This window comes from Rhizobium sp. CCGE 510 (assembly GCF_000292525.1).
In the GTDB taxonomy this organism is placed as follows: Bacteria; Pseudomonadota; Alphaproteobacteria; order Rhizobiales; family Rhizobiaceae; genus Rhizobium.
This window is the reverse complement of record NZ_AEYF01000013.1, coordinates 37812-58893: the sequence shown is the minus strand read 5'-3', so window position 1 is coordinate 58893 and position 21082 is coordinate 37812. Positions and strand designations below refer to the sequence as shown.

At 59.2% G+C, this 21082-nt stretch carries 20 protein-coding genes; 11 read left to right on the top strand and 9 right to left on the bottom strand.

Going from position 1 to position 21082, the window contains the following annotated elements; genetic code table 11:
- Window positions 1-65 precede the first annotated feature (65 nt).
- From RCCGE510_RS06595 to RCCGE510_RS06580, 4 genes are all read left to right on the top strand, one after another.
- A complete protein-coding gene (locus RCCGE510_RS06595) occupies window positions 66-527 on the top strand; it encodes an Lrp/AsnC family transcriptional regulator (protein ID WP_007628340.1) in 462 nt (153 codons plus the stop codon).
- Window positions 528-704: 177 nt separating this feature from the next.
- Window positions 705-1586, top strand: coding sequence for a DMT family transporter (locus tag RCCGE510_RS06590; RefSeq protein ID WP_007628338.1), 882 nt, complete (start codon window positions 705-707; stop codon window positions 1584-1586).
- Window positions 1587-1669: 83 nt separating this feature from the next.
- On the top strand, window positions 1670-2071 hold the full coding sequence (locus tag RCCGE510_RS06585) for a PilZ domain-containing protein (protein ID WP_007628336.1): 402 nt from the start codon (window positions 1670-1672) through the stop codon (window positions 2069-2071).
- A 279-nt stretch (window positions 2072-2350) separates the two neighbouring features.
- Window positions 2351-4339 (top strand): bifunctional 2',3'-cyclic-nucleotide 2'-phosphodiesterase/3'-nucleotidase, encoded by a 1989-nt coding sequence (locus RCCGE510_RS06580; protein ID WP_007628334.1) that lies wholly within the window; start codon window positions 2351-2353, stop codon window positions 4337-4339.
- 39 nt (window positions 4340-4378) lie between these two features.
- On the opposite strand, the gene RCCGE510_RS06575 is transcribed toward RCCGE510_RS06580, so the two are convergent.
- Window positions 4379-5347: a LysR family transcriptional regulator gene (locus RCCGE510_RS06575; RefSeq protein ID WP_007628332.1), complete on the bottom strand. Its 969-nt coding sequence runs from the start codon at window positions 5345-5347 to the stop codon at window positions 4379-4381.
- A 138-nt stretch (window positions 5348-5485) separates the two neighbouring features.
- Here RCCGE510_RS06575 and RCCGE510_RS06570 point away from each other — a divergent pair, with 138 nt between their 5' ends.
- Complete coding sequence (locus RCCGE510_RS06570) at window positions 5486-6100, top strand: FMN-dependent NADH-azoreductase (RefSeq protein WP_007628330.1); 615 nt, start codon at window positions 5486-5488, stop codon at window positions 6098-6100.
- 48 nt (window positions 6101-6148) lie between these two features.
- Here the strand turns inward: RCCGE510_RS06570 and RCCGE510_RS06565 are convergent, their stop codons facing one another.
- Window positions 6149-6724: a TetR/AcrR family transcriptional regulator gene (locus RCCGE510_RS06565; RefSeq protein WP_007628328.1), complete on the bottom strand. Its 576-nt coding sequence runs from the start codon at window positions 6722-6724 to the stop codon at window positions 6149-6151.
- Between the two features lie 106 nt (window positions 6725-6830).
- Here RCCGE510_RS06565 and RCCGE510_RS06560 point away from each other — a divergent pair, with 106 nt between their 5' ends.
- Window positions 6831-7607, top strand: a complete 777-nt coding sequence (locus RCCGE510_RS06560) for a glucose 1-dehydrogenase (RefSeq protein WP_007628325.1) — start codon at window positions 6831-6833, stop codon at window positions 7605-7607.
- 65 nt (window positions 7608-7672) lie between these two features.
- On the opposite strand, the gene RCCGE510_RS06555 is transcribed toward RCCGE510_RS06560, so the two are convergent.
- The 4 genes from RCCGE510_RS06555 to ilvA all read right to left on the bottom strand — a co-directional run bounded on the left by RCCGE510_RS06555 (window position 7673) and on the right by ilvA (window position 12186).
- Entirely contained in the window at window positions 7673-8863 is a 1191-nt protein-coding gene (locus RCCGE510_RS06555) for an MFS transporter (protein ID WP_007628323.1), read from the bottom strand.
- Between the two features lie 190 nt (window positions 8864-9053).
- Window positions 9054-10325, bottom strand: a complete 1272-nt coding sequence (locus tag RCCGE510_RS06550; RefSeq protein WP_037077972.1) for a GGDEF domain-containing protein — start codon at window positions 10323-10325, stop codon at window positions 9054-9056.
- A 246-nt stretch (window positions 10326-10571) separates the two neighbouring features.
- Window positions 10572-10898, bottom strand: coding sequence for an HlyU family transcriptional regulator (locus RCCGE510_RS06545; RefSeq protein ID WP_007628319.1), 327 nt, complete (start codon window positions 10896-10898; stop codon window positions 10572-10574).
- A 37-nt stretch (window positions 10899-10935) separates the two neighbouring features.
- Window positions 10936-12186: a threonine ammonia-lyase gene (gene ilvA / locus RCCGE510_RS06540; RefSeq protein WP_037078005.1), complete on the bottom strand. Its 1251-nt coding sequence runs from the start codon at window positions 12184-12186 to the stop codon at window positions 10936-10938.
- Between the two features lie 190 nt (window positions 12187-12376).
- On the opposite strand from ilvA, the gene RCCGE510_RS06535 reads away from it, so the two are divergent.
- Window positions 12377-12751 carry an antibiotic resistance protein VanZ gene (locus tag RCCGE510_RS06535; RefSeq protein ID WP_007628315.1) on the top strand — a complete coding sequence of 125 codons (375 nt, stop codon included), beginning with the start codon at window positions 12377-12379 and terminating at the stop codon, window positions 12749-12751.
- Between the two features lie 546 nt (window positions 12752-13297).
- On the opposite strand, the gene RCCGE510_RS06530 is transcribed toward RCCGE510_RS06535, so the two are convergent.
- From RCCGE510_RS06530 to wrbA, 3 genes are all read right to left on the bottom strand, one after another.
- Entirely contained in the window at window positions 13298-13516 is a 219-nt protein-coding gene (locus RCCGE510_RS06530) for a hypothetical protein (RefSeq protein ID WP_007628311.1), read from the bottom strand.
- A gap of 25 nt (window positions 13517-13541) precedes the next feature.
- Window positions 13542-15473 (bottom strand): hypothetical protein, encoded by a 1932-nt coding sequence (locus tag RCCGE510_RS06525; RefSeq protein ID WP_007628309.1) that lies wholly within the window; start codon window positions 15471-15473, stop codon window positions 13542-13544.
- 929 nt (window positions 15474-16402) lie between these two features.
- A complete protein-coding gene (gene wrbA / locus RCCGE510_RS06520) occupies window positions 16403-16999 on the bottom strand; it encodes an NAD(P)H:quinone oxidoreductase type IV (RefSeq protein ID WP_007628307.1) in 597 nt (198 codons plus the stop codon).
- A 337-nt stretch (window positions 17000-17336) separates the two neighbouring features.
- On the opposite strand from wrbA, the gene RCCGE510_RS06515 reads away from it, so the two are divergent.
- The 4 genes from RCCGE510_RS06515 to RCCGE510_RS06500 all read left to right on the top strand — a co-directional run bounded on the left by RCCGE510_RS06515 (window position 17337) and on the right by RCCGE510_RS06500 (window position 20578).
- Window positions 17337-18113, top strand: coding sequence for a competence/damage-inducible protein A (locus RCCGE510_RS06515; protein ID WP_007628306.1), 777 nt, complete (start codon window positions 17337-17339; stop codon window positions 18111-18113).
- 108 nt (window positions 18114-18221) lie between these two features.
- Complete coding sequence (locus tag RCCGE510_RS06510) at window positions 18222-19064, top strand: universal stress protein (protein ID WP_007628305.1); 843 nt, start codon at window positions 18222-18224, stop codon at window positions 19062-19064.
- Window positions 19065-19302: 238 nt separating this feature from the next.
- Entirely contained in the window at window positions 19303-19797 is a 495-nt protein-coding gene (gpt, locus tag RCCGE510_RS06505; RefSeq protein ID WP_007628304.1) for a xanthine phosphoribosyltransferase, read from the top strand.
- A 190-nt stretch (window positions 19798-19987) separates the two neighbouring features.
- Complete coding sequence (locus RCCGE510_RS06500; protein ID WP_037077970.1) at window positions 19988-20578, top strand: hypothetical protein; 591 nt, start codon at window positions 19988-19990, stop codon at window positions 20576-20578.
- The last annotated feature ends 504 nt before the right edge of the window (window positions 20579-21082 follow it).

Genomic DNA, 21082 nt, shown 5'->3' with positions numbered 1-21082 from the left:
TTTGCGAAGCGGCAATTTTTCGGCGATTATTGCGTACACTCTATCTTTTTTCGAAGGTTCTTCGAATGGCCAATCTGGATACCATCGATCTTGCGATTCTTAAGGCCTTGCAGGCCAATGCCCGCATCACCAATGCCGAGCTTGCCGAAAGGATCGGGCTGTCGCCTTCGGCCTGTTCGCGCCGGCTCGACATCCTTGAAAGAAGCGGCGTCATCGGCGGCTACCACGCGCGGCTTTCGCACAAGGCGCTCAATTACAAGATGATCGCCATCGTGCATATCTCGCTGTCCGGCCAGTTCGCCAAGACCCTGGCCGAATTCGAGGCGGCGGTGAAGCTCTGCCCCAATGTACTGGTCTGTTACCTGATGTCGGGCGAATACGATTATATCCTCAGGGTCGCCGCCCGCGATCTCGAGGACTATGAGCGCATCCACCGCGACTGGCTGTCGGCCCTGCCCCATGTCGTCAAGATCAATTCGAGCTTCGCGCTCAGAGAAATCATCGACAAGCCGAATGTCGGGCTTTGAGCCCTTGCATATCCGCGGAAAGCCTGCCCAAACTTCCGGCGCGCGCGGGCGTTTCCCGCTACAGCGCCGCGTGTCTTTTCAGACGCGCAGAGGACGCTGTAACACTTTAGACTTCTGCATAATTCCATCCCGAAACGGTTCCGATTTAAGGATGAAATCATGCAGTAATGGCACGTCATGACATCGAAGACTCAAGGCTATATTTTCGTTCTGCTGGCGCTCACCATCTTCTCCCTGCAGGACGCCATCTCGAAACATCTGGCGACGAGCTATCCGCCGATCTTCGTGACGATGATCCGCTACTGGGCCTTCGCACTTTTCACCGTCATCCTCGCCTCCAAGATGCGCGGCGGTATCAAGGCGACGGCCCGCACCAAACGCCCCTTCCTTCAGGTGACGCGCGGCGTTCTGCTTGCGGTTCAGGTGGTTCTGGCCATCACCTGTTTTGCGGTGATCGGCCTTGCCCGTTCACAGGCGATCTTTTCCGCGACGCCGATCCTGGTCGCGCTGCTGGCGATACCGATCCTCGGCGAGCGGGTCGGTTGGCGGCGGTGGGCAGCGATCGGCGCCGGACTTTTCGGGGTGCTGCTGATCCTGAAGCCGGAAGGCGAGTTTTTCGACGTGAAGCTGCTTCTCGCCGTCATCTCCTGCTTCAACTTCGCCTTCTACGTTATCGCCACCCGCCTCGTCAGCCGCGACGATTCGTCGATGACTAGTTTCTTCTATACCGGCGTCGTCGGCGGCGTGACCATGACGCTGGTCGGCCCGTTCTACTGGAGCTGGATGTCGCCCGGCGACTGGGGATGGATGGCGCTCGTCTGCATGACCAGCATTTCCAGCCATTATTTCCTTATCCGCGCCTACGATCTTCTCGATGCCGCCGCCGTCCAGCCGCTGACCTATCTGTCACTGGTCTACGCCTCGATCATCGGTGTGACGATCTATGACGAAACGCTCAGCCTCAATACGATCATCGGCTCGGCCATCGTGGTTGCGGCCGGAATCTTCACCATCTGGCGCGAACATGTGGTGGGCCGCAGGGCTGCCGCCGCCAATTGACGTTTCACTGCAATTTTAGCCAAGCCCCTAAAACCATTTCAATTTTCGGGCGCTATACTCCCTGCCATCTCAAGGGAGAACGCATGACCCGCAACCTCAAAATCACGGCTCGCAAGGCCGACCGGAAAAGCTGCCGTGTCTTCGGCCATGTTAAATACCTGAACAGCCAGGTGGATGCCCGCATTCTCAACCTGTCGGCAACCGGCGCCGCCCTGGAGATGAGGGGACCGCTCCACGCCGCTTCCGGCAGCAAGGTGCGCATCGAAGCCGAAAACCTCGGGCTCATCGAAGGTGTCATCCGCTGGATGCACAATGGCCGCGTCGGCATCCAGTTCGACGTCAACTCGAATGCCCGGGCGCAGGTCTCCTCCTATTTCCGTTTCTTCCATCAGGAAATACGGCCGGTGCTGGCGGTGCGCCAACTTAGAGCCGCCACCAACGGCGACCGCCCATCTCCTTCGGCGACGTTGACGCTGAAATCGTAAGGCCGCACCGCCTTCGCGGCGAAGATGCGGCTGAGATCCAGTCGCTGGAGCCGATGTGACGTCCAGATTGACGGCACCCTGTGGCTGCGGCGGTCTGGCGCCGACCCTTAAATTGATCCTGGCCCCGACAGCCAGACTGCAGCATAAATTGCATTTCGCAGCCATGCCGCTTCCACCGCGGATTGTTTTGCCGTCCTGTCATTTTTGCAGTGTACTCCTCGCCAAATCGTCTTAATTCTGACGGGCCGGACGATGCATGATCCCTATAGGAGAGTTTCGATGTCTTCCATTTTCGACGTTGGCGTCATGAGCCGCCGTTCCCTGCTTGGCGGGCTTGCCGCCACTTCCGCCCTGGTGCTGCTGCATCCCTTCAGCGCCCGCGCCAGCGCCAACCAGGCCCATCTTCGCCTGATGGAAACGACGGATATTCACGTCAACGTCTTCCCCTATGACTATTATGCCGACAAGCCGAACGACACGATGGGGCTGTCGCGCACCGGAACGATCATCGACAATATCCGCGCCGAGGCCGTCAACTCGCTGCTGATCGACAATGGCGATGTGCTGCAGGGCAATCCGATGGGCGACTATATGGCCTATCAGCACGGCATGAAGGACGGCGACGTCCACCCGGTGATCAAGGCGATGAACACCCTCGGCTATACGGTGGGAACGCTGGGGAATCACGAGTTCAATTACGGGCTCGACTTCATGTTCAAGGTCCTGTCGGGCGCGAACTTCCCCTTCGTCTGCGCCAACCTGACCAAGGGCCAGCTCGCCTCGGACCCGAAGCAGGACGATCTCTTCTTCAAGCCTTACCTTATCGTGGAAAAACAGATCAAGGACGGCGCCGGCAAGGAGAGCCCGGTCAAGATCGGCTTCATCGGCTTCGTACCGCCGCAGATCATGCTCTGGGACATCAAGAATCTCGAAGGCAAGGCGCAGACGCGTGACATCGTCGAGGCCGCCAAGGCCTGGGTTCCCGCCATGAAGGAGGCCGGCGCCGATATCGTCATCGCGCTCTCCCATTCCGGCATCGACGGAGCCGCGCCGTCCGAAAAGATGGAAAACGCCTCGCTGCATCTGGCCGGCGTCCAGGGGATTGATGCGATCTTCACCGGCCACCAGCATCTCGTCTTCCCCGGCCCGAAGAGCTGGGACGGCATCGCCAATGCCGATCCGGTCAAGGGCACGCTGCATGGCAAGCCCGCCGTAATGGCCGGCTTCTGGGGTTCGCATCTCGGCCTGATCGACCTGTTGCTGGAAAAAGACGGCAATAGCTGGAAGATCGTCGACTTCACCTCGGAAGCCCGGCCGATCTATCATCGCGACGACAAGAAGAAGGTGGTCGCCGACTATGCCGACAAGAAGGATGTGGTCGAGGCCGCCAAAGCCGAGCATGAGGCGACGCTTGCCTATGTCCGCACCCCCGTCGGCAAAACGTCGGCACCGCTCTATTCCTACTTCGCGCTCGTCGCCGACGATCCCTCCGTTCAGGTCGTCTCCCAGGCTCAGACCTGGTACATCAAGCAGATGCTGGCCGACACGAAGTTCAAGGATCTGCCGGTGCTTTCGGCGACCGCCCCTTTCAAGGCCGGCGGCCGCGGCGGCGCCGACTACTATACCGACGTTCCGGCCGGTGACATCGCCATCAAGAACGTCGCCGACCTCTATCTCTACCCGAACACGGTGCAGGCCGTTGCCATCACCGGCGCACAGGTGAAGAACTGGCTCGAAATGTCGGCCGGCATGTTCAACCACATCGAGGCCGGCTCGAAGAACGCGGCTCTGCTCAACAACGACTTCCCGTCCTACAATTTCGACGTCATCGACGGCGTGACCTATCAGATCGACCTGTCGCAGCCGCCGAAATATGATTCGTCCGGCAAGGCGATCAATCCGGATGCCAACCGCATCCAGAATCTCGCCTTCGACGGTAAGCCGATCGATCCTGCCCAGAAGTTCGTTGTCGTCTCCAACAACTACCGCGCCGGCGGCGGCGGCAATTTCCCGGAGATTGCCGCGGACAAGGTGATCTTCCAGGCGCCGGATACCAATCGCGACGTCATCGTCCGCTACATCCACGACCAGGGCACGATCAATCCGACGGCCGATGCGAACTGGACCTTCAAGCCGCTGCCGGGCACGACGGCAACCTTCGAGAGCGGCCCAAAGGCGAAGCAGTTCCTCGCGGCGGTCAAGAGCGTCAAGATCGAGGATGCCGGCGACGGCGCCGACGGTTTCTCGAAGTTCAGGCTGGTGCTTTAAGCGGCAAGAGATGCCGGCGAAGGCGCGCTCGCGCCTTCGTCATTCGGCCGCGAGCGGCGTCGCAGGCTCACGCAGCTCCGCCATCTCAGCATGGAAATCGGCTTGGTTCGGGCAGGCCGAAAGCCGCGTGCGGAACGCCTCGATCATCCAGGCCGCAGCCGGTCCGGGCGGGTTGGCGAGCTGGCGCATCGAATAGATGGCATACTCGCCCTGTTCGTAGGCCTCCAGGTCGAGATGGATAAGCGCGCCGCTGCGCAAATCGTCATGCATCACTGAAGCCGGAAGACCGCCCCAGCCGAGACCGGCCTTGATGAGCTGATGCTTCGTGGCAATATCGCTGACGCGCCATGTCTTGTAGGAAAGAACGTTGAAATCGCGGCCCTTCGTCCGGCCCGACGCATCGGTGACGACGAGTTGCACTTCCTCGCGCACGTCGCCCAGCGTCAGCGGCCGATCGATCCCGGCAAGCGGGTGGTTGGGCGCCGCAACCGGCAGCATGAAGGAGTGGCCGATCCGCTCGGTGACGACCGAATCATCCTGCTTGAGGACTGCGCCGCCAATGCCGATGGTCGCCTTGCCGCTGAGGACGAGGTCCATGACGACGCCGAGCTCGCCGACATTGAGGTTCAACGAAACGGATGGAAACCTTTCGCGAAATTCGTGCAGCACATCGACCACGGCCCGGGACGGCACCATGACGCTGATGGCGACGGACACCTCCGCTTCAAGCCCTTCCCGCAAGCTCTTGACGCGGGCCCGCATCACCTGCAGGTCGCCCAGAATACGCCGCGCATCCTCCAGCATCGCCTTGCCCGCCTCCGTCAGCTTCGGCTGGCGGGCGCCTGAGCGCTCGAAAAGCGCCACTTCAAGCTGCGCCTCCAGATTGGCGATCGTATAGCTGACGACCGACTGCGCCCGGTTCAGCGCCCGCGAGGCGGCCGAAAAGCTGCCGGTCTCGGCGACGGTCAAAAACACCTGCAATTGGTCCAGGGTCGGGTTCGGAAGCATATCCATCCATTCCATCGATAGTTTCGATCGACATTATCACCGTTTTTTCGATAGCGGGCCAGACCTATTTTCCTCGTCGAGACTGCGGCTCACCTCCCAGCCACGGGCCGTCAAATTCAATTCAAAAGGAAATGCACCATGTCGTCCATCCTTCTTCTGACGTCCAGCCCGCGTGCCGAATCGCTCTCGACGCCGATCGCCGTCGATCTCGCCGAGAAGCTGAACAGCCAGAGCCCGGGCAGCGTCCTCGTTCGCCGCGACCTGGCCGCCAACCCGCTGCCGCATATCGACGACCTTTTCACTGGCGCCATCCGCAAGCCGGCCGAAGCCCGCACCACCGAGGAAGTCGCCGCCATCAAGACCTCCGACGAACTTGTCAATGAACTCTTTGCCGCCGATACGATCGTCATCAGCACGGGTCTCATCAACTTCAACATCTACTCGTCGCTGAAGACCTGGATCGACAACATCGCCCGCGCCGGCGTGACCTTCAAGTACACGGAAAGCGGCCCGGTCGGCCTGCTCACCGGCAAGAAGGTTTACGTGGTGCTCACCTCGGGCGGCGTCTATTCGCAGGGTCCGGCCGCTCCCTTGAACCATGCCGTACCGTATTTGAAGTCGGTTCTCGGCTTCCTCGGCATCACCGATATCGAGACCATCTATGTCGAAGGCCTGGCATTCGGTCCGGAAGCTGCGGAAAAGGCCATCGACGCCGCCAAATCGCGCGTCCAGGAAATCGCGCTGGCCGCCTGATCGGCGTCTAAAACGCTACATGGGACGGCCGGCTCTTGCCGGCCGTTTTCATTTATCGATATCGGCGACAAAATCCCGGACCGTCGCCAGGATTTCGTCCGAGAGTTCCCCATCAGATGAAACTCTCGCAAGGCCGACCCCGCCGGCCATCATCGCGAAGGCCATGATCGCCTTGCGCCGCCTTGATCCTTCGTCCGCACCCGCAGCCTTGTTCGCCAATGACGCGAAATTGCGCTTGAGCCCGTCGGTGGCGATCGCCCGCGCCTTCTCGCCGCTGCGTGATATATCGGAGGTCAGCGCCGCAAAGGGGCAACCGTCGCCGGGATTGTCGCGGTGATGGACACTGACGTAACGATCGGCGACATCGGCAGCCGTCATCTCCGCCGGGTTCACCCCCTCGGCTTCCAGCTTGCGTCCCCATGAATCGAATGCAGACTGGATCGCCTCGGCGACGAGATCGTCGCGGGAGGCGAAATGCTTGTAGAAGCCGCCGACGGTCAGTCCCGCCTCCTTCATCAGGTCGGCGACGCCGATACCGTCGAGCCCCGCCTCGCGCAGCCGCTTCGACGCGGTCTCGACGATCCTCTCGTGCGTCTTCTGTTTTTCCAGCTGCGAACGACCCATCGAAATCTCCCGGTACTGCCTCTTGACTCATATGGATTACAGTCGTAATCCTTATAGATAACGATCATAATCCAGATCGTTGCCAATTCCAAGAGGAGCATGAATCATGCGTCTAAGAAATAAGGTCGCGCTGATCACCGGCGGAAACAGCGGTATCGGTCTTGCGACCGCGAAGGTCTTCATCGATGAGGGCGCCAGGGTGGTGATCACCGGCCGCAACCCGGAAACGCTGGCTGCCGCCGAAAAGGCGCTCGGCGCCGGCGTGCTGGCGCTGAAGGTCGACGTCACCGATGCCGCCGCTACCGAGAAGGCCTTTGCGGAAGCCGCCGAAAAAGTCGGCAAGTTCGACATCGTCTTCGCCAATGCCGGCATCGGCGGCGCGACGCCGCTCGGCGAGACATCGCCGGAGCAATTCAATCAGATCATCAGCACCAATCTCACGGCGGTTTTCTTCACCGTGCAGGCAGCCCTGCCGCATCTCAGCGACGGCGCGTCGGTGATCCTCAACGGTTCGGTGCATGCCGTGCTCGGCGCGCCCGGCTGGTCGGCCTATGCGGCGACCAAGGCGGCGGTCCGCGCGCTGACGCGTAACATGGCCTCCGAACTCGCGCCCCGCGGCATCCGCGTCAACCAGGTGACACCAGGTGGCACGAAGACGCCGATCTGGTCGCCGATGGCTCAGACGGAAGACGCGATGTCGGCGCTGGAAGCCCGTATCGGCGGGATGAGCCCGCTTGGCCGCATGAGCGAAGCCGACGAAATCGCCAAGGCAGCACTCTATCTGGCCTCAGATGATGCGGCCAATGTCACCGGCATCGAGATCACTGTTGATGGCGGCATGACGAGCGCCCCGTCCGGCGCCAAGATCTTCCGCGCCGGTTAAGCGCAAGCGAACAGGCCTGGGCAAGTCGAACTTGCCCGAGCCGCGCATCTTGCCACCAGTTTCGCTCAGCCATTCCGCGCACGGTGGGCAATACGCAACAGAACGATTGCCAAGTTGACGACGGCAAGCAGGAGCACGACGTACAGCATGGCCTGGATGCCGGCGGAGACGATCAGATGGCCGGCAATCAGGGGAAAGCCGAAGACGCCGATGATATAGGCCAGCGAGAATAACAGAAGCGATTGCGGCATAAGGCCGGCAGGAGCTTCATTTGCCGCGAGGCCGTTGATGACGGAATAGGTCAGCCCATAGCCCAGCCCCAGCATCGCTGCACCTCCCAGATAGACAAACTGATTTGATGTCAGCATCAGGAAGAGCAGGATCGATGCCAGCGTCATACTTGTCAGGACCAAAAGCGAATAGAGCGGGTCTTTCCTAACCACATATCCCGCCACGAACAGCCGGCTCAGAATCGCGGCGGACATGAAGCCGATGAAAAACAAAGAGTAGTCGAATCCGTGCGCCTTGGCGTAGCTCGTCTGAAAGCTGGACAACCCACCGAAGATCGCGCCGCCGATGCCGACCATGACGATGGAATAGATTGCCCGCGAACCGATGACCTCACGCGCAGCGCCAAACGAGATCTTGTTGACGTGGGGCAGAATCTTGCCGGCATTTGTCAGCCGGCGATGCAGCAAAAAATAAAGCACGCCACCGGCGAGACTGGACAGGAACGCAAAGGTGAAAGCCGTCTCGATCGGCATGGACCAGCCGGTGGCAATACGGCCAATGATCGGCCCGGCACCGATGCCCGACATCATCGATCCTGAAAGCAAGGCAAAGAACCTGATCCGATGCTCGGGTTCGACGATCGCCGCGACCAGAATCGGTCCAAGCGCATAAAACGTGCCCCAGCCGATGCCGAGAATGAAGCCGACAATCATCAGGCTCAACCCGGCCGATGGGACCATGGCAAATCCCAGCGCTGATGCCGCAAGAAACAGTCCCGAAACAGCCACCGCCCGGGCAGAGCCGATGGCATCCGCGATGTGGCCTGACAAGATGACGAGAATAACGGTGCTGACAGTCGCGGCCGAGATGACAAGGCCGGCCAGCGCCTCGTCCCCACCGCGCTGACCGACCAGCGCCGGGATCAGAAAGGTGACGCCATAGGCGATCGAAAGAAAAAATCCGCCGATACACAAAACGATAAACTCGCCGCCATCGACTTTCTTCCGTGCAGCCGAATTACTCATGTTTTCGCGCGCCCCTCGCAACAACGCTCATTCGAACATTGCGGCAAGGCAGATCACGTTTATGTTAGGCTAACAAGCCGTTTTTAGCGTCAACGCAACCCATTGAATTTACTGAAATCTATTGGATAATGTTTCGGTATGAGCAACATCCCAAACACTGCCGCAGCCAACGGTGACCAGTGCGACGGGGTTAACCGAGTTTCACCATGCCGGAACGGCCGATGACGCAGTTGCGGCCGCTCTTCTTGGCAGCATAAAGCCGGCCATCGGCCGCCGCCAGCACAGCGGTAAAGTCGACACCGTCCTCGTCGGCGGTCGCAACGCCGATACTGACCGTGACCGGCCGGTCATCCGGCGTCTTGACACTGGTGGCGATCGTCCAGCGCAGGCGCTCGGCAAGCAGCAGACCTTCCTCGTGGTCGGTGCCCGGGCAGATGGCAACGAATTCCTCGCCGCCGAAGCGGAAGACACGGTCGCTCGAGCGCAACGTCGTCCCCAATCGGGCGGCGATCGCCTTCAGAACCTCATCGCCCTGGAGATGACCGTAGCCGTCGTTGACATCCTTAAAGTGATCGGCATCGAGAATGAGGACGGTGGCAAACAGCCCCTGCTTCAGTGCCTCGCGCAGCATTAGCGGTGCTTCAACCTCCATGCGCGTGCGATCGTAAACGCCGGTCAGCATATCACGGCCGGTGCGCTCCAGAAGATCGTTGTAACGCTCGCGGAATGTCAGGTCGCCGAACACGTCGCTGATCGAGCGTGCCGACACGCTCGCTCCGCCCCGGCGAATACGATATTCGTAGATCGCAAACATCGCCGCATAGAGGCAGACGGCCAGCATTTTCGCCTTCCATCCGGCCCAGAATGCAGCGATCGGCACATCCAGAAAATAATTCAACGCGGCAAAGAAGCCGATCTGGTCGAAGGTCAGCAGCACAAATCCGGAAATCAGGAAACGCAGTACGACGCGCCGGCGGAAGAAATCGCCGAGTTTTTCGTAAAGCAGGATGATGCCGAGTGAATCGACGTAGAGCAGCGCCGTGCCCCAGACCATCAACCAGCCCATCTCTTTGAGGAAATCGACGTCCGGCGTGTGATTGGGCGACATTTGCAGCGGCAGGTGCAGTTGCAGCACCCAGGCGATGCCGACGGTCAGCAGGTTGCCGAGGAACAGGCCGTAGATTGGCTGGCGCACCGTCGCGGCATCCTCCTGCCGGTAAAGCATCAGGATCATCATCAGCTTGCCGGAGAAGAAGACCGACGAACCCGGCGACACATCCCCGAACGGCAACGAGACGTAGAAGACCGCCGCCAGATAGGTTTCCATGAAATGCATGACGCCCAGCGCCGTCAGGAAGACGCCAAGACCGAGCCGATGACGGAAATGTAGAAGCGTGACCATCAGCGAGAAATAGGCGACGGCTTCAACGGCGAAGAGAGCGAGGTTGAACGTCCCCATCACACCACTCCGGCTTCAGGCCGGCGCGGTCGACGGAGCGCGGGCGCGGCGATCGCGACAGCGGATCCATTGGTCGATCGTCCGAAAAAGTCAAACACGAGGGCGGCCCCGCACATGCTGCAGGCGATACCTTTGACCGCAATCCTTTAAGAATGCGTGAGCACGATTGCGCTTACCCGAGGAACGGGGTCACAGGATTGAAAAACATCAATAATTGTGGCCGGCAGGCCGATCCGGCAGATACTGATTTCAGACCTGACGAAGCTTCTCACCGTCACCAAAGAGTGACGAACCATGCTGATCGATGATCTGCTGAGCCTTGCGCACTGTGCATTCGAGCGCATCGTCGGAAGAGGTAAACAGATCGGCGCGGATGAAATTGCGCACCAGCACCTCGTCGCCGACCTTCTTTTCGATGCGGCCGGCAAGGCGATATTGGCTGCCTTCCCTACGCGGCTCCGCATAGATCGTGCAATCATTGTAAAGCTGCGGCTCGCCGGAAGGGCCTGCCGCCTCCGAGGCGGGTTTGCTGCCGCCGGAGAACATCGAAAAGATATTTGAAATGAACGAAGCCATGATCCGCCTTTAGCACGGTGATATCGTCGTCGCCAAGTCAAATGATCAGGTTGGCGAGGATCTCGTTTTCAGTGATATCCTCGTAACCCATGCCGGCAGCTTCGAAATTTCCGATCAGCCTAGCGAAATTCTCCGGCGCCTTGGTTTCGATGCCGATCAGGATCGAGCCGAAATTGCGCGCTGATTTCTTCAGATATTCGAAACGAGCGATATCGTCGTCGGGGCCGAGCAGATTGAGGAAATCCCGTAGCGCCCCGGGCCGCTGGGCAAGCCGCAGGATGAAGTATTTCTTCAGCCCTGCGTAACGCATGGCTCTTTCCTTCACGTCAGGCAGACGCTCGAAATCGAAATTGCCGCCGGAGACGACGGCGACGATGGTCTTGCCGCGGATCGCGTCGCGGTCCATCGCGGCGATCGCCGTCAGCGACAGGGCGCCGGCCGGCTCCAGCACGACGCCCTCGACATTCAGCATCTCCTGAATGGTAACGCAGATGGCATTCTCCGGCATCAGGTGCACCTGCTCAGCCGGAAAATTGCAGAGAGCAGCGAAATTCAGGTCGCCGATCCGGGCAACGGCGGCGCCGTCGACGAAGTTATCGACCTTGGCAAGCGTCGTCAGCTTGCCGGCCTCGATGCTGCGTTTAAGGCTCGGCGCGCCGGCGGGCTCGGTGAAGACGAAAGCCGATTTCGGCACGGTGCCGTGGAGATAACCGGTAATGCCGGCCGCAAGGCCGCCGCCGCCGACCGGCAGGACGACCATATCGGGCACCGTTCCTTCAGGCAGTTGCTGCATGATTTCAGCGGCAACGGTCGCCTGCCCCTCGATGATATCGGCATGGTCGAAGGGCGGCACCATGACGCCGCCGACCGCCTCGACATGGTCGCGCGCGGCCTGATAGCACTGGTCGAAGAAGTCGCCGAACAGCCGGATGGTGATGAATTCGGCGCCGAACATGCGTGTCTTGTCGATCTTCTGCTGCGGTGTCGTTACCGGCATGAAGACAACGCCCGGCACGCCGAAATGGCGGCAGACGAAGGCGAAGCCTTGGGCGTGATTGCCGGCCGAGGCGCAGACGAAGGTCTTGCCGACCGCCCCCTGCCCGATTGCCTTGCGGAAGAAATTGAAAGCGCCGCGGATCTTATAGGAGCGCACCGGCGACAGATCCTCGCGCTTCAGCCAGATATCGGCCCCGTAGCGCGCCGATAGATGATCGTTGAGCTGCAGCGGCGTTGCCGGAAAGAGGCTGCGCATTGCTTCTTCGGCGCTTTCGACATCAAGTCTGGTCACGGGCATGGTCCATTTTCACAATTACAGCGCCGCTATGGCATAGGCCGGCCGGCAAATGAAAGCCCGTTTCGGCCATTTGCGGTTCGCCGCCAGCCTGTTTGCGAAAGCCTTTCTTAAACCCACCGCAAAATTGGCCGCACATGAACTGATTTTAACTGTCAATGAAAACGTCAGCCACTAATATAAAGCCATGATCACGTTCAACGTCGCAAAACCGCTCGCCTGGCTGCTGCTCGCCTTCATCCTCTTCGTCACGGTTTCGCCGATCGGGCTGAGGCCGGAAACCGTTACGACGGTCGATACCGACCGCGCCGGCGCCTATGTTCTTGTCGGCCTCGCCTTTGCGCTTGCCTATCCGAAACAGTGGAAATTGGTGGCCATGCTGCTGATCGCTGGTAGCGTCGCCATCGAATATCTGCAGTACCTTTCGCCGACGCGCCATCCGCGCCTGCATGATGCCGGCATCAAGGCAACGGGCGCCGCCCTCGGGCTGCTCGCCGGCTGGGCAATCAACAGGTGGCGCGGGGCCAAAGCGCCAGATGCGCTTCCTCTCACAGAACGCTGATTATAGCAGGTTAGAAATCGCGCAGCTGCACGGCCCAGAAGAACAGTGGTATTGCAGCCATCGCAGTTCCCAGAACAAGCGCGACACTGGCCTTGAAGATCCGGACACGCCGAACCCTGGCCCCACTCCAATCGTAAACCATCGTCTACTCCCAGAAGACAACACTTACTCAACCGCCGCGGCGCAATCCTTGCACCGAAAATGCCATTGTCAAGCAACAACACGCTTATATCCACAAGATATATGCATATTCAAACGGTATTATGAAAATGGTCCGGGGCGACCGGTATCGCCCCCTATGACAGGAGCCGATAGATTATCGCTGAGACCCGGTACACTTGATCGGAACAGAGAACGACTATGATCACATCACTGCAGTGCATGTCTGATGCTCGACGGCGAGCAAGTCAATTTCCGCTCGCCGCCGTCTCGCGCGTTTCCACATAATGCTTCGTTGGACTCCGAATAAAATCATGCGAAAATTTAGAGCGTTACAGGGTCTTCAACGCCATTGACGCAAACGCGCTATAGCACCACGATCATCCACTAGCCGTCATAATGACCGGAGAACGCCGCCTCTGCCGACTTGACGGTGACGGCCACATTCACGCCCTTTGTCACCGTCGCGCCGGTGGCCCGAAGATCGGTCACCACTTTCAGGCCGCCCGACTTGGGGGCCGGCAGCGGCAGTACGGTGCCGGCGTCCAGATCAGCGACCCAGAGCCCGTCTTGACCTTCAACACTAATAACAACAACTGTAGCCATGTTTTTGCCCTCTAACGATTGATGTTTAAAATCCAGCTTTCTTCAGGCCTTCACGATAAAGATCTTTATGCCATTGCTCTTTACTTGGAACTGCAGACAACCACTTGTCCACATCGAAGTCCGGGTTGCCTTCACGAAACCTTCGTACGAAGATCCGTGCCTTGTCCTGATGACCCAACATGGCCCAACTTGCGGCGGACAGCCTGTCCGCTAAACTGGGATCGGCCATCTGCCCAATATAGTCCAGCGAAGCTTCGAATTCGCCGAGGGCATAGTTTGCCCCCGCAGCAGTCCAGAAATAGGTATCGGGACCGAGCGGGTTCAGCTCGATTGCCCGCTCGATCTTTCGCAAGGCCATGGCGGGGAGCGAACAATGAACCAACGTGTCCGCGTAGTCGGCAATCACGTCGGCGTAGTGTGGTGCAAGGCTTTCCGCCACCTCCATCGCTTCGGCGCTTTCATCAAAGGCGCCCTGCAACAGTTTGGCGACACCGAGTTCGCGATAGCCGTCGGCAAAGTCCGAACGCATCTTGGTGGCCTGCTTTGCGAAAGTCTCCGCCAATTGCAAAAGATCGATATCACCTCGGGCCGTCAGCAACCATTCCTTGGAGTAGGTGCGCGCCATAGAACTCTGCGCCGGGGCGAAATCGGGGCTTTCGCTGAGCGCGGCCTTCATTTCCTTGCGGGCGCGCCGCAGGTTCGGAAGTGTCAGCCGCGCCAGGTGCCGCCTGCCGACAAGATATCGATGGTAAGCGATCGGGTTCAGATCTTCGCGCAACGCCTCATGGCGCTCGATTTCGCTGGACACGGAGAGAGCGATCTGTCGGGCAACAACTCTCCTGTCTCTGGCGAGATCCATACGATCGAGGCTGAACCTTTCGGCCCAAACAATTTGATTCTGATCGAAAAAGATCAGTTGGGCGAACAGCGTCACTTCATCGCCGTTGCTGCTGATCCGCGTGTCGAGGATATAGTTGACGCGATGTCGTTCAAAGAAGGCCTTCTGCGTCTCCACCTGGTGACCGATCTGAACCGCCGAATACGGGGCGATGACCTCCAGGCTGTTGAAGACGCAAAATCCGATTGTGATATCCTCCACCAACGATGCGGCTAGAAAACCGGCTTGCGGCCGAGCGGATTGGTTCCTGGGCGGAAGCAGCACCAAGCGGGGAATGGCAATGCGGATATCGTCCGGCCCGAGGGGAAGAGCCGCCTCGAGTTTCGCCTTCGACGACATGGATGTCGAACGGCGAGATTTTGCGTCACCGTCATCGGATCCGGTGCGCGCGGCCATGCCTTTCGAAGTTGAACTGCGCCGCTGCTCGAAATAGCTGCGAAGGGATTCAACTTCCTCTTCCGCGTTGAAGATCCGTATGAGGAATTGCAGCGTTTCCGGATCCTTCGGCTCGGTCCGAAACAGGATAAGCGCGGCCTTCTTCACGAGTTCGGATTCCGTTCGCGACTGGGCCAATCGGGACGCCGTTCTCAACGTATTTGCGAGACGCTCGATATGGTCGTTTTCCCGTTCGGCAAGCCACCGCTGAAAATGACGGCTATGGCTGTGAACCGGCCCCAGAAAAGGCTGGTTCATCAGTTTCACCAGCTGTCTCAGTCGGGAGAACGGCTCAACCTCTTCGTCCTTGTCGGACAGCAACATATCGGAGGACAGAGACGCCTGGTCGAGGGTGAGCATGTTGCCGTGAGAGGAGAGGATGTTTACCCCGAGATCGTTTTGACGGGCCTTAATTCGCGAAATCACCTTGCGTAAAGTCGAAAGTGCAACGTCCCTGTCGGCCTCGCCCCAAAGAAAGCGAGCCAAGGTCGCTCGATCCGCCGAACCTTGATCGGTTGTGAACAAATACGCGAGAAGCAACAGCCCTTTCTCGGGAAACGCGACAGCGTTCCCATCCCCGTCAACGAGCTGCAACGTCCCGAAGGTCTTCAGAACAAAAGCCATTTTGCCCTTTAGTCACCACATGTCCGGCGTTCACGATGAAAAGTGAAGTGCACGTATTGCACAGTAGAAATCGCAAACACTACCCCAGCCGGTACTTTGTCCCAATGTCCTGCTAAATTCAACAAGCTTGTGTCTAAGGGTTGTGCCAAGTTTTCTATGCTGACTGGCATGAAGTTTCGCGATCGATCGTCGCGCCTTCGCATGCGGCAAGGTAAATCTGAACCTTCGTGCCGTTCGTTGCTTTTCAAAGCGGTGATCAGCAGGCCGAATCGTTGCTTTATTTCCGAATTCAGCTGGACATTCGAAGCGAGCATCGTTTTGGAAAGCCATGTTCCCAACGCCCAATATCCGACCCTCGTCTTTCCAAGCCGATATAAAATCGTAGAGGAGTGATTGAGGTCTCCAGACTTTGAAACGGAATCGCATCCCAACCCCTGAATATCGGTTGAGAAAACCGTCCCGCTTTGTTAGCAGGAAGATACCCACGCGGACGTGGTGGAATTGGTAGACACAAGGGACTTAAAACAAAATTGAGTGCACTGGCGGAAACGCCTGATGTAGAACTGCTCAAAGTCGGGGAAACCTTTCAGATGGCAATCCCGAGCCAAGCCCCGCAAGGGGAAGGTGTAGAGACTAGACGGGCAGCACCTAAGGCAGACGCTAGGGTGAAGGTATAGTCCAGACCACAAACGCCGGAAGGCGGCGGCGAAAGCCGTAGCTGGTAAGAAAATCCCTCGGCCTAGGCTTTGCGGGTTCGACCCCCGCCGTCCGCACCATTATTGGATTTGCATAAGATCGTGGCCAGACGGCGTGATGCGACGTGACCAAACCGCTGAAGACGATACAAGCCGCCGCCAATCTCCAAGGGATAAAATAAAAAAGGCGCGGCAAGCTTACGCTCGCCGCGCCTTATCATTCCGCGTCAAAGATCAGGCGAGCTTGGCAGCAAGCTTGGCGACATGGGCGCCTTGGTATTTCGCGCCTTCGAGTTCGATCTCGGAAGGCTGGCGCGAGCCGTCGCCGTTGGTGATGGTGGAGGCGCCGTAGGGCGAGCCGCCCTTGACTTCCTCGGTGCCCATCTGGCCCTGGAAGGCATAAGGCAGGCCGGCAACGACCATGCCCTGGTGCAGGAAGGTCGGGATGAAGCCGAGGATGGTCGATTCCTGGCCGCCGTGCTGGGTTGCCGAAGAGGTGAAGACCGAACCGAGCTTGCCGACGAGTTTGCCGGCGAACCAGAGGCCGCCCGTCTGATCCCAGAAATTGCGCATCTGCGAAGCGACCGTGCCGAAGCGGGTGCCGGCGCCGACGATGATCGCGTCATAGTCCGCCAATTCTTCGACGGTAGCGATCGGAGCGGCCTGGTCGACCTTGTAGTAGGAAGCCTTGGCGACTTCTTCCGGAACCAGTTCCGGAACGCGCTTGACGGTGACGTCGGCTCCGGCCGACTTGGCGCCTTCAGCAACCGCATAGGCCATGGTTTCGATGTGGCCGTAAGCCGAATAATAAAGGACGAGAACCTTCGCCATCTTCGATCTTCCTTCACGCAGTGGGTTGAATGTCATGGTCGGGAAGATTCTATCAGCGAGTTCATCCGCACACAGCCCCGCCTTGAAGAACGCAGTGTTCAACGCCCGTAGACCAAAATTCACTTGCGCTTCTCATTCCGGCTGGAATGAACGCGCCTGCTAGAACCGGATTCAGATTTTAGACCGGTCGACCTAAATCTGAATCCGGTTATAAATTATGTAGTGAGAGCATGATGTCGTCCGAAAACCGCTTACACTTTTCGGCATCATGCTCGGCTGTTTGCAAAGCGGCCGAAGGGCGCTACCTATTCACCAGCCTCATTTCACGGAAAATCCCATGAGCCATGCCATCGTCGTCACCGCCGCCATGCTCGCCATCGGCGACGAACTTCTTTCCGGCCGCACCAAGGACAAGAATATCGGCCATCTCGCCGACCTGCTCACGCTTTCCGGCATCGACCTCAAGGAGGTGCGCATCGTCGCCGACGACGAGGAGGCGATCGTCGAGGCGCTGAACGCGCTTCGCGCTCAATATGACTACGTCTTCACGTCAGGCGGCATCGGGCCGACACATGACGACATCACCGCCGATGCCATTTCCAAGGCGTTCGGCGTGCCCTGCGAATATGATGAAGAGGCGATGAGGCTGCTTGCCGATATGTACCGTCGCCGCGAGATGGAATTCACCGAGGCGCGCCAGCGCATGGCGCGCATGCCGCGCGGATCTGTCCATATCGCCAATCCGGTGTCGACGGCGCCGGGCTTCATCATCGGCAATGTCCATGTGATGGCCGGCGTTCCGCAGGTCTTCCAGGCAATGGTCGACAATGTGCTGCCGACGCTTCGAACCGGCACGCCGGTGCTGTCGCTCGCCATCGCCTGCCCTTACGGCGAAGGCGAGATCGGCACGCCCTTGACCGCAATCCAGAAAGCCCATCCGGACACCAGCATCGGTTCCTACCCCCGATATATCGGCCAGAAATTCTCGACCGAGATCGTCGTGCGCGGTCGCTCGCAGGCGGCGATCGATGCGGCCGGCGCCGAGGTGCACGCCATGATCGACGCCATCCGCCAGCGAAAGGACATTGCCGAAAACCATTCCGCCGAGGCTTGAGGACTATGCCGGAACCGGGGACCGAGCTTGATCTCCGTCAAGGAACGGAAGAACGGTCCGGTGCATTCCTTCCCTCGCGCACGCCATTTCAGCGCAAGGAGAATTGATATGTCTTACAAAACCATTCTCGCCATTCTCGATACAGCGGACAATAGCAGCGCGGTTGCCGATTTCGCCTTTGCCTTCGCCGCCGAAAGCGGCTCCCATGTGATCGGTCTGCATGCCGAAACCATCTCCGCCGTGCCGCTGGTGGCGCCGATGGAAATCCCCGATCCGGTCGCCGTGCAGGCGCTGCAGGATATGGCGCACGGCGAAACGATGGCGGTGGAGCGGATCTTTCGCGCCAAGGCTGAAGCATCGGGTGGCTCCTCCGAATGGCGCAGCTTTGCAACATCCACCGGCTACGGCTCCGCACCGCTGATCGAAAGCGCGCGCAGCGCCGATCTGCTGATCGCCTCGCAGGCCGACCCGGCCAAACCCTCCGACAGTCATGTCGACGTCGACAGCTTCCTGTTTGAAACCGGCCGGCCGGTGCTGATAATCCCCTATGTCATCCGGCAGCCGAAGCCGATCAAGCGCGTGCTGATCGCCTGGAACGGCTCGAAAGAGGTGGCACGCGCCACCTTCGACGCGCTGCCGATCCTCAAGGCTGCCGACGAGGTGGAGATCTTTTCGGTCGATCCGGCCGACACAGCACTGCAATCGCCGCTGACGCCAGGCGCCGAGATCGCCGCGACGCTCGCCCGCCACGGCGTGAAAACGACGCTTGCGACAGCCCGAAGCGTCGACAAAAACACCTCGCATGTGATCGAGAACCGGCTTTCGGACGACAGCATCGATCTTCTGGTGATGGGCGCCTACACGCATTCCTGGCTCTGGCAGATGATTTTCGGCGGCACGACGAAGACCTTGCTGCAGTCGATGACGGCGCTGACGCTGTTGTCGCGTTGACGGTTGCAGCGATCATCGCCGCTCTTGCCTTTTGCCGGCAAATTCCGTTAATTGCGGCGACCGATGACGGCTTCGAGCCTTGGCCACATCTCGCGCGTTGCAGCTCGCGAACTCGCGCAGTGCAGCTCGCGATCTCGCGCAGTTCCGGCTGCGCGATTTGCGTTTTGCCATCGCCGCCTGGAGTTCGTCCGGTCGCCGGCGAACGGCGTGTTGTTTTTTCATGCCGCGGAGCAGCCCGATGTCCCTTCCCGATAAAGCCTTTCCCGTTTCCTGGGATCAGTTCCACCGCGATGCGCGCGCCCTTGCCTGGCGGCTTGCCGGCCTCGACCAGACGTTCAAGGCGATCGTCTGCATCACCCGCGGCGGCCTCGTCCCGGCCGCGATCATCTCGCGCGAACTGAACATCCGGCTGATCGAGACCGTCTGCGTCGCCTCCTATCATGACTATGTGAACCAGGGCGACATGACGCTGCTCAAGGGAATAGCACCCGAGCTTCAGGAAAATGGCGGCGAAGGCGTGCTCGTCGTCGACGATCTGACCGACACCGGCAAGACCGCCGTTCAGGTGCGCACCATGATGCCGAGGGCGCATTTCGCCTGCGTCTATGCCAAACCGAAGGGTGTTCCCACGATCGATACCTTCATCACCGAGGTGAGCCAGGATACCTGGATCTACTTCCCTTGGGACATGGGCTTCACCTATCAGGAGCCGATCGCCAAGGGCCCGCGCTGATCGCCGATCAGAGCGCGCGATCCTCGTATTTACCACTTGAAATTGTTCCAGATTTTGTCCGCGGGGCCTCGTGAATCCGCTATCTGGATCTGCACATCTATTTTAACTTATGCTCATATACTAGGCAGCGTGCGAATCGCGTCAATTTGCGCTTAAAGCGTGCAGCGACGATACGGCATAGGGAAGTAACATGGCGCGGTGGGGGCGTATGAGAACGAGTATGGCCGTCGGGTTGGCGGCATGTCTGTTTTCGCTGGCGCCCGCCCGCGCCGAGCCTGCCTATATTCCCCTCGTGCGCGACTATGTCGAGACGCAGGTCCGGCCGATGGTGGAAACGCCGCTGGTGCTGAAAGCCATCGCCGAGCAGAACGCACAGTTCCGCGATGTCAGCGAAATGGATATGCGGGTGCTCGACGAGACCTACCGGTCGGAGGTCGATCAGCACCATCTGCAGATGGTCAAGCTGCTGCTCGACAAATCCGTGTCGCATTACCTGAAAACCAGGCAGGACGCCTCGCAGGGGGCGATCGTCGAATTCTTCGTCACCGACAGTCACGGGCTGAACGTGGGGCAAAGCACCATCACTACCGACTATTGGCAGGGCGACGAGGAGAAGTACCTCAGAACCTTCGCCAACGGCTCCCGCGAGATCTTCATCGACCGGGCGGAACGCAACGAATCCACCCAGATGCTTGAAACCCAGGCGAGCTTCGTCGTCATGGATGACGAAGACAGACCGATCGGCGTCGCCATCGTCACCATTGCCATCGATGCGCTCTGAAGAGTGCAATTTCCGCGCCGAATCAGCAGGCCGATTTGCGGCGAAAATGCCATCACAAGATTTGCCGCAAGACGCTTTTTTGCCGTTCCAGGCCTTTCCTTAGCCGGCGACGCCTGCAAGTCATTGTTATATCAGGGCTCCCCGGCTTTCCCCAATCTTCACAGGCGCATCCACAAGATGTTGTGGTTAGCAATCAATTAACGGCCAGCCCTTGACGGAATCACCTGTTTCAAACTTACTGTCTCTGATGTTGCGGCGGCGACAGGACCGGAGGTAACGAGACCGGTTCCCTTTTGAAAAATTGGATGCAGAATCAGGGCGATGTGCCGGGAACGGAAACAGGCCTGACGGGATTTCTGCGCGATTTTCAGCCTCCAAAAAAAGTGACATCAGGACTGGCGATAATAAGCTGTTAATACTATATTTAGCGTTTGCAGCCACCATCACCACAAGATACAGGAAGGGCATCTCCGGATGACACCCCTGTGACAATACGGAAACGAG

What these genes read in the sequence shown, in the direction of transcription:
- RCCGE510_RS06595 (WP_007628340.1), top strand. Translation starts at nt 66, where the DNA reads ATGGCCAATCTGGATACCATCGATCTTGCGATTCTTAAGGCCTTGCAG.
- RCCGE510_RS06590 (WP_007628338.1), top strand. Translation starts at nt 705, where the DNA reads ATGACATCGAAGACTCAAGGCTATATTTTCGTTCTGCTGGCGCTCACC.
- RCCGE510_RS06585 (WP_007628336.1), top strand. Translation starts at nt 1,670, where the DNA reads ATGACCCGCAACCTCAAAATCACGGCTCGCAAGGCCGACCGGAAAAGC.
- RCCGE510_RS06580 (WP_007628334.1), top strand. Translation starts at nt 2,351, where the DNA reads ATGTCTTCCATTTTCGACGTTGGCGTCATGAGCCGCCGTTCCCTGCTT.
- RCCGE510_RS06575 (WP_007628332.1), bottom strand. Translation starts at nt 5,347, where the DNA reads ATGCTTCCGAACCCGACCCTGGACCAATTGCAGGTGTTTTTGACCGTC.
- RCCGE510_RS06570 (WP_007628330.1), top strand. Translation starts at nt 5,486, where the DNA reads ATGTCGTCCATCCTTCTTCTGACGTCCAGCCCGCGTGCCGAATCGCTC.
- RCCGE510_RS06565 (WP_007628328.1), bottom strand. Translation starts at nt 6,724, where the DNA reads ATGGGTCGTTCGCAGCTGGAAAAACAGAAGACGCACGAGAGGATCGTC.
- RCCGE510_RS06560 (WP_007628325.1), top strand. Translation starts at nt 6,831, where the DNA reads ATGCGTCTAAGAAATAAGGTCGCGCTGATCACCGGCGGAAACAGCGGT.
- RCCGE510_RS06555 (WP_007628323.1), bottom strand. Translation starts at nt 8,863, where the DNA reads ATGAGTAATTCGGCTGCACGGAAGAAAGTCGATGGCGGCGAGTTTATC.
- RCCGE510_RS06545 (WP_007628319.1), bottom strand. Translation starts at nt 10,898, where the DNA reads ATGGCTTCGTTCATTTCAAATATCTTTTCGATGTTCTCCGGCGGCAGC.
- RCCGE510_RS06535 (WP_007628315.1), top strand. Translation starts at nt 12,377, where the DNA reads ATGATCACGTTCAACGTCGCAAAACCGCTCGCCTGGCTGCTGCTCGCC.
- RCCGE510_RS06530 (WP_007628311.1), bottom strand. Translation starts at nt 13,516, where the DNA reads ATGGCTACAGTTGTTGTTATTAGTGTTGAAGGTCAAGACGGGCTCTGG.
- RCCGE510_RS06525 (WP_007628309.1), bottom strand. Translation starts at nt 15,473, where the DNA reads ATGGCTTTTGTTCTGAAGACCTTCGGGACGTTGCAGCTCGTTGACGGG.
- wrbA (WP_007628307.1), bottom strand. Translation starts at nt 16,999, where the DNA reads ATGGCGAAGGTTCTCGTCCTTTATTATTCGGCTTACGGCCACATCGAA.
- RCCGE510_RS06515 (WP_007628306.1), top strand. Translation starts at nt 17,337, where the DNA reads ATGAGCCATGCCATCGTCGTCACCGCCGCCATGCTCGCCATCGGCGAC.
- RCCGE510_RS06510 (WP_007628305.1), top strand. Translation starts at nt 18,222, where the DNA reads ATGTCTTACAAAACCATTCTCGCCATTCTCGATACAGCGGACAATAGC.
- gpt (WP_007628304.1), top strand. Translation starts at nt 19,303, where the DNA reads ATGTCCCTTCCCGATAAAGCCTTTCCCGTTTCCTGGGATCAGTTCCAC.
- RCCGE510_RS06500 (WP_037077970.1), top strand. Translation starts at nt 19,988, where the DNA reads ATGGCGCGGTGGGGGCGTATGAGAACGAGTATGGCCGTCGGGTTGGCG.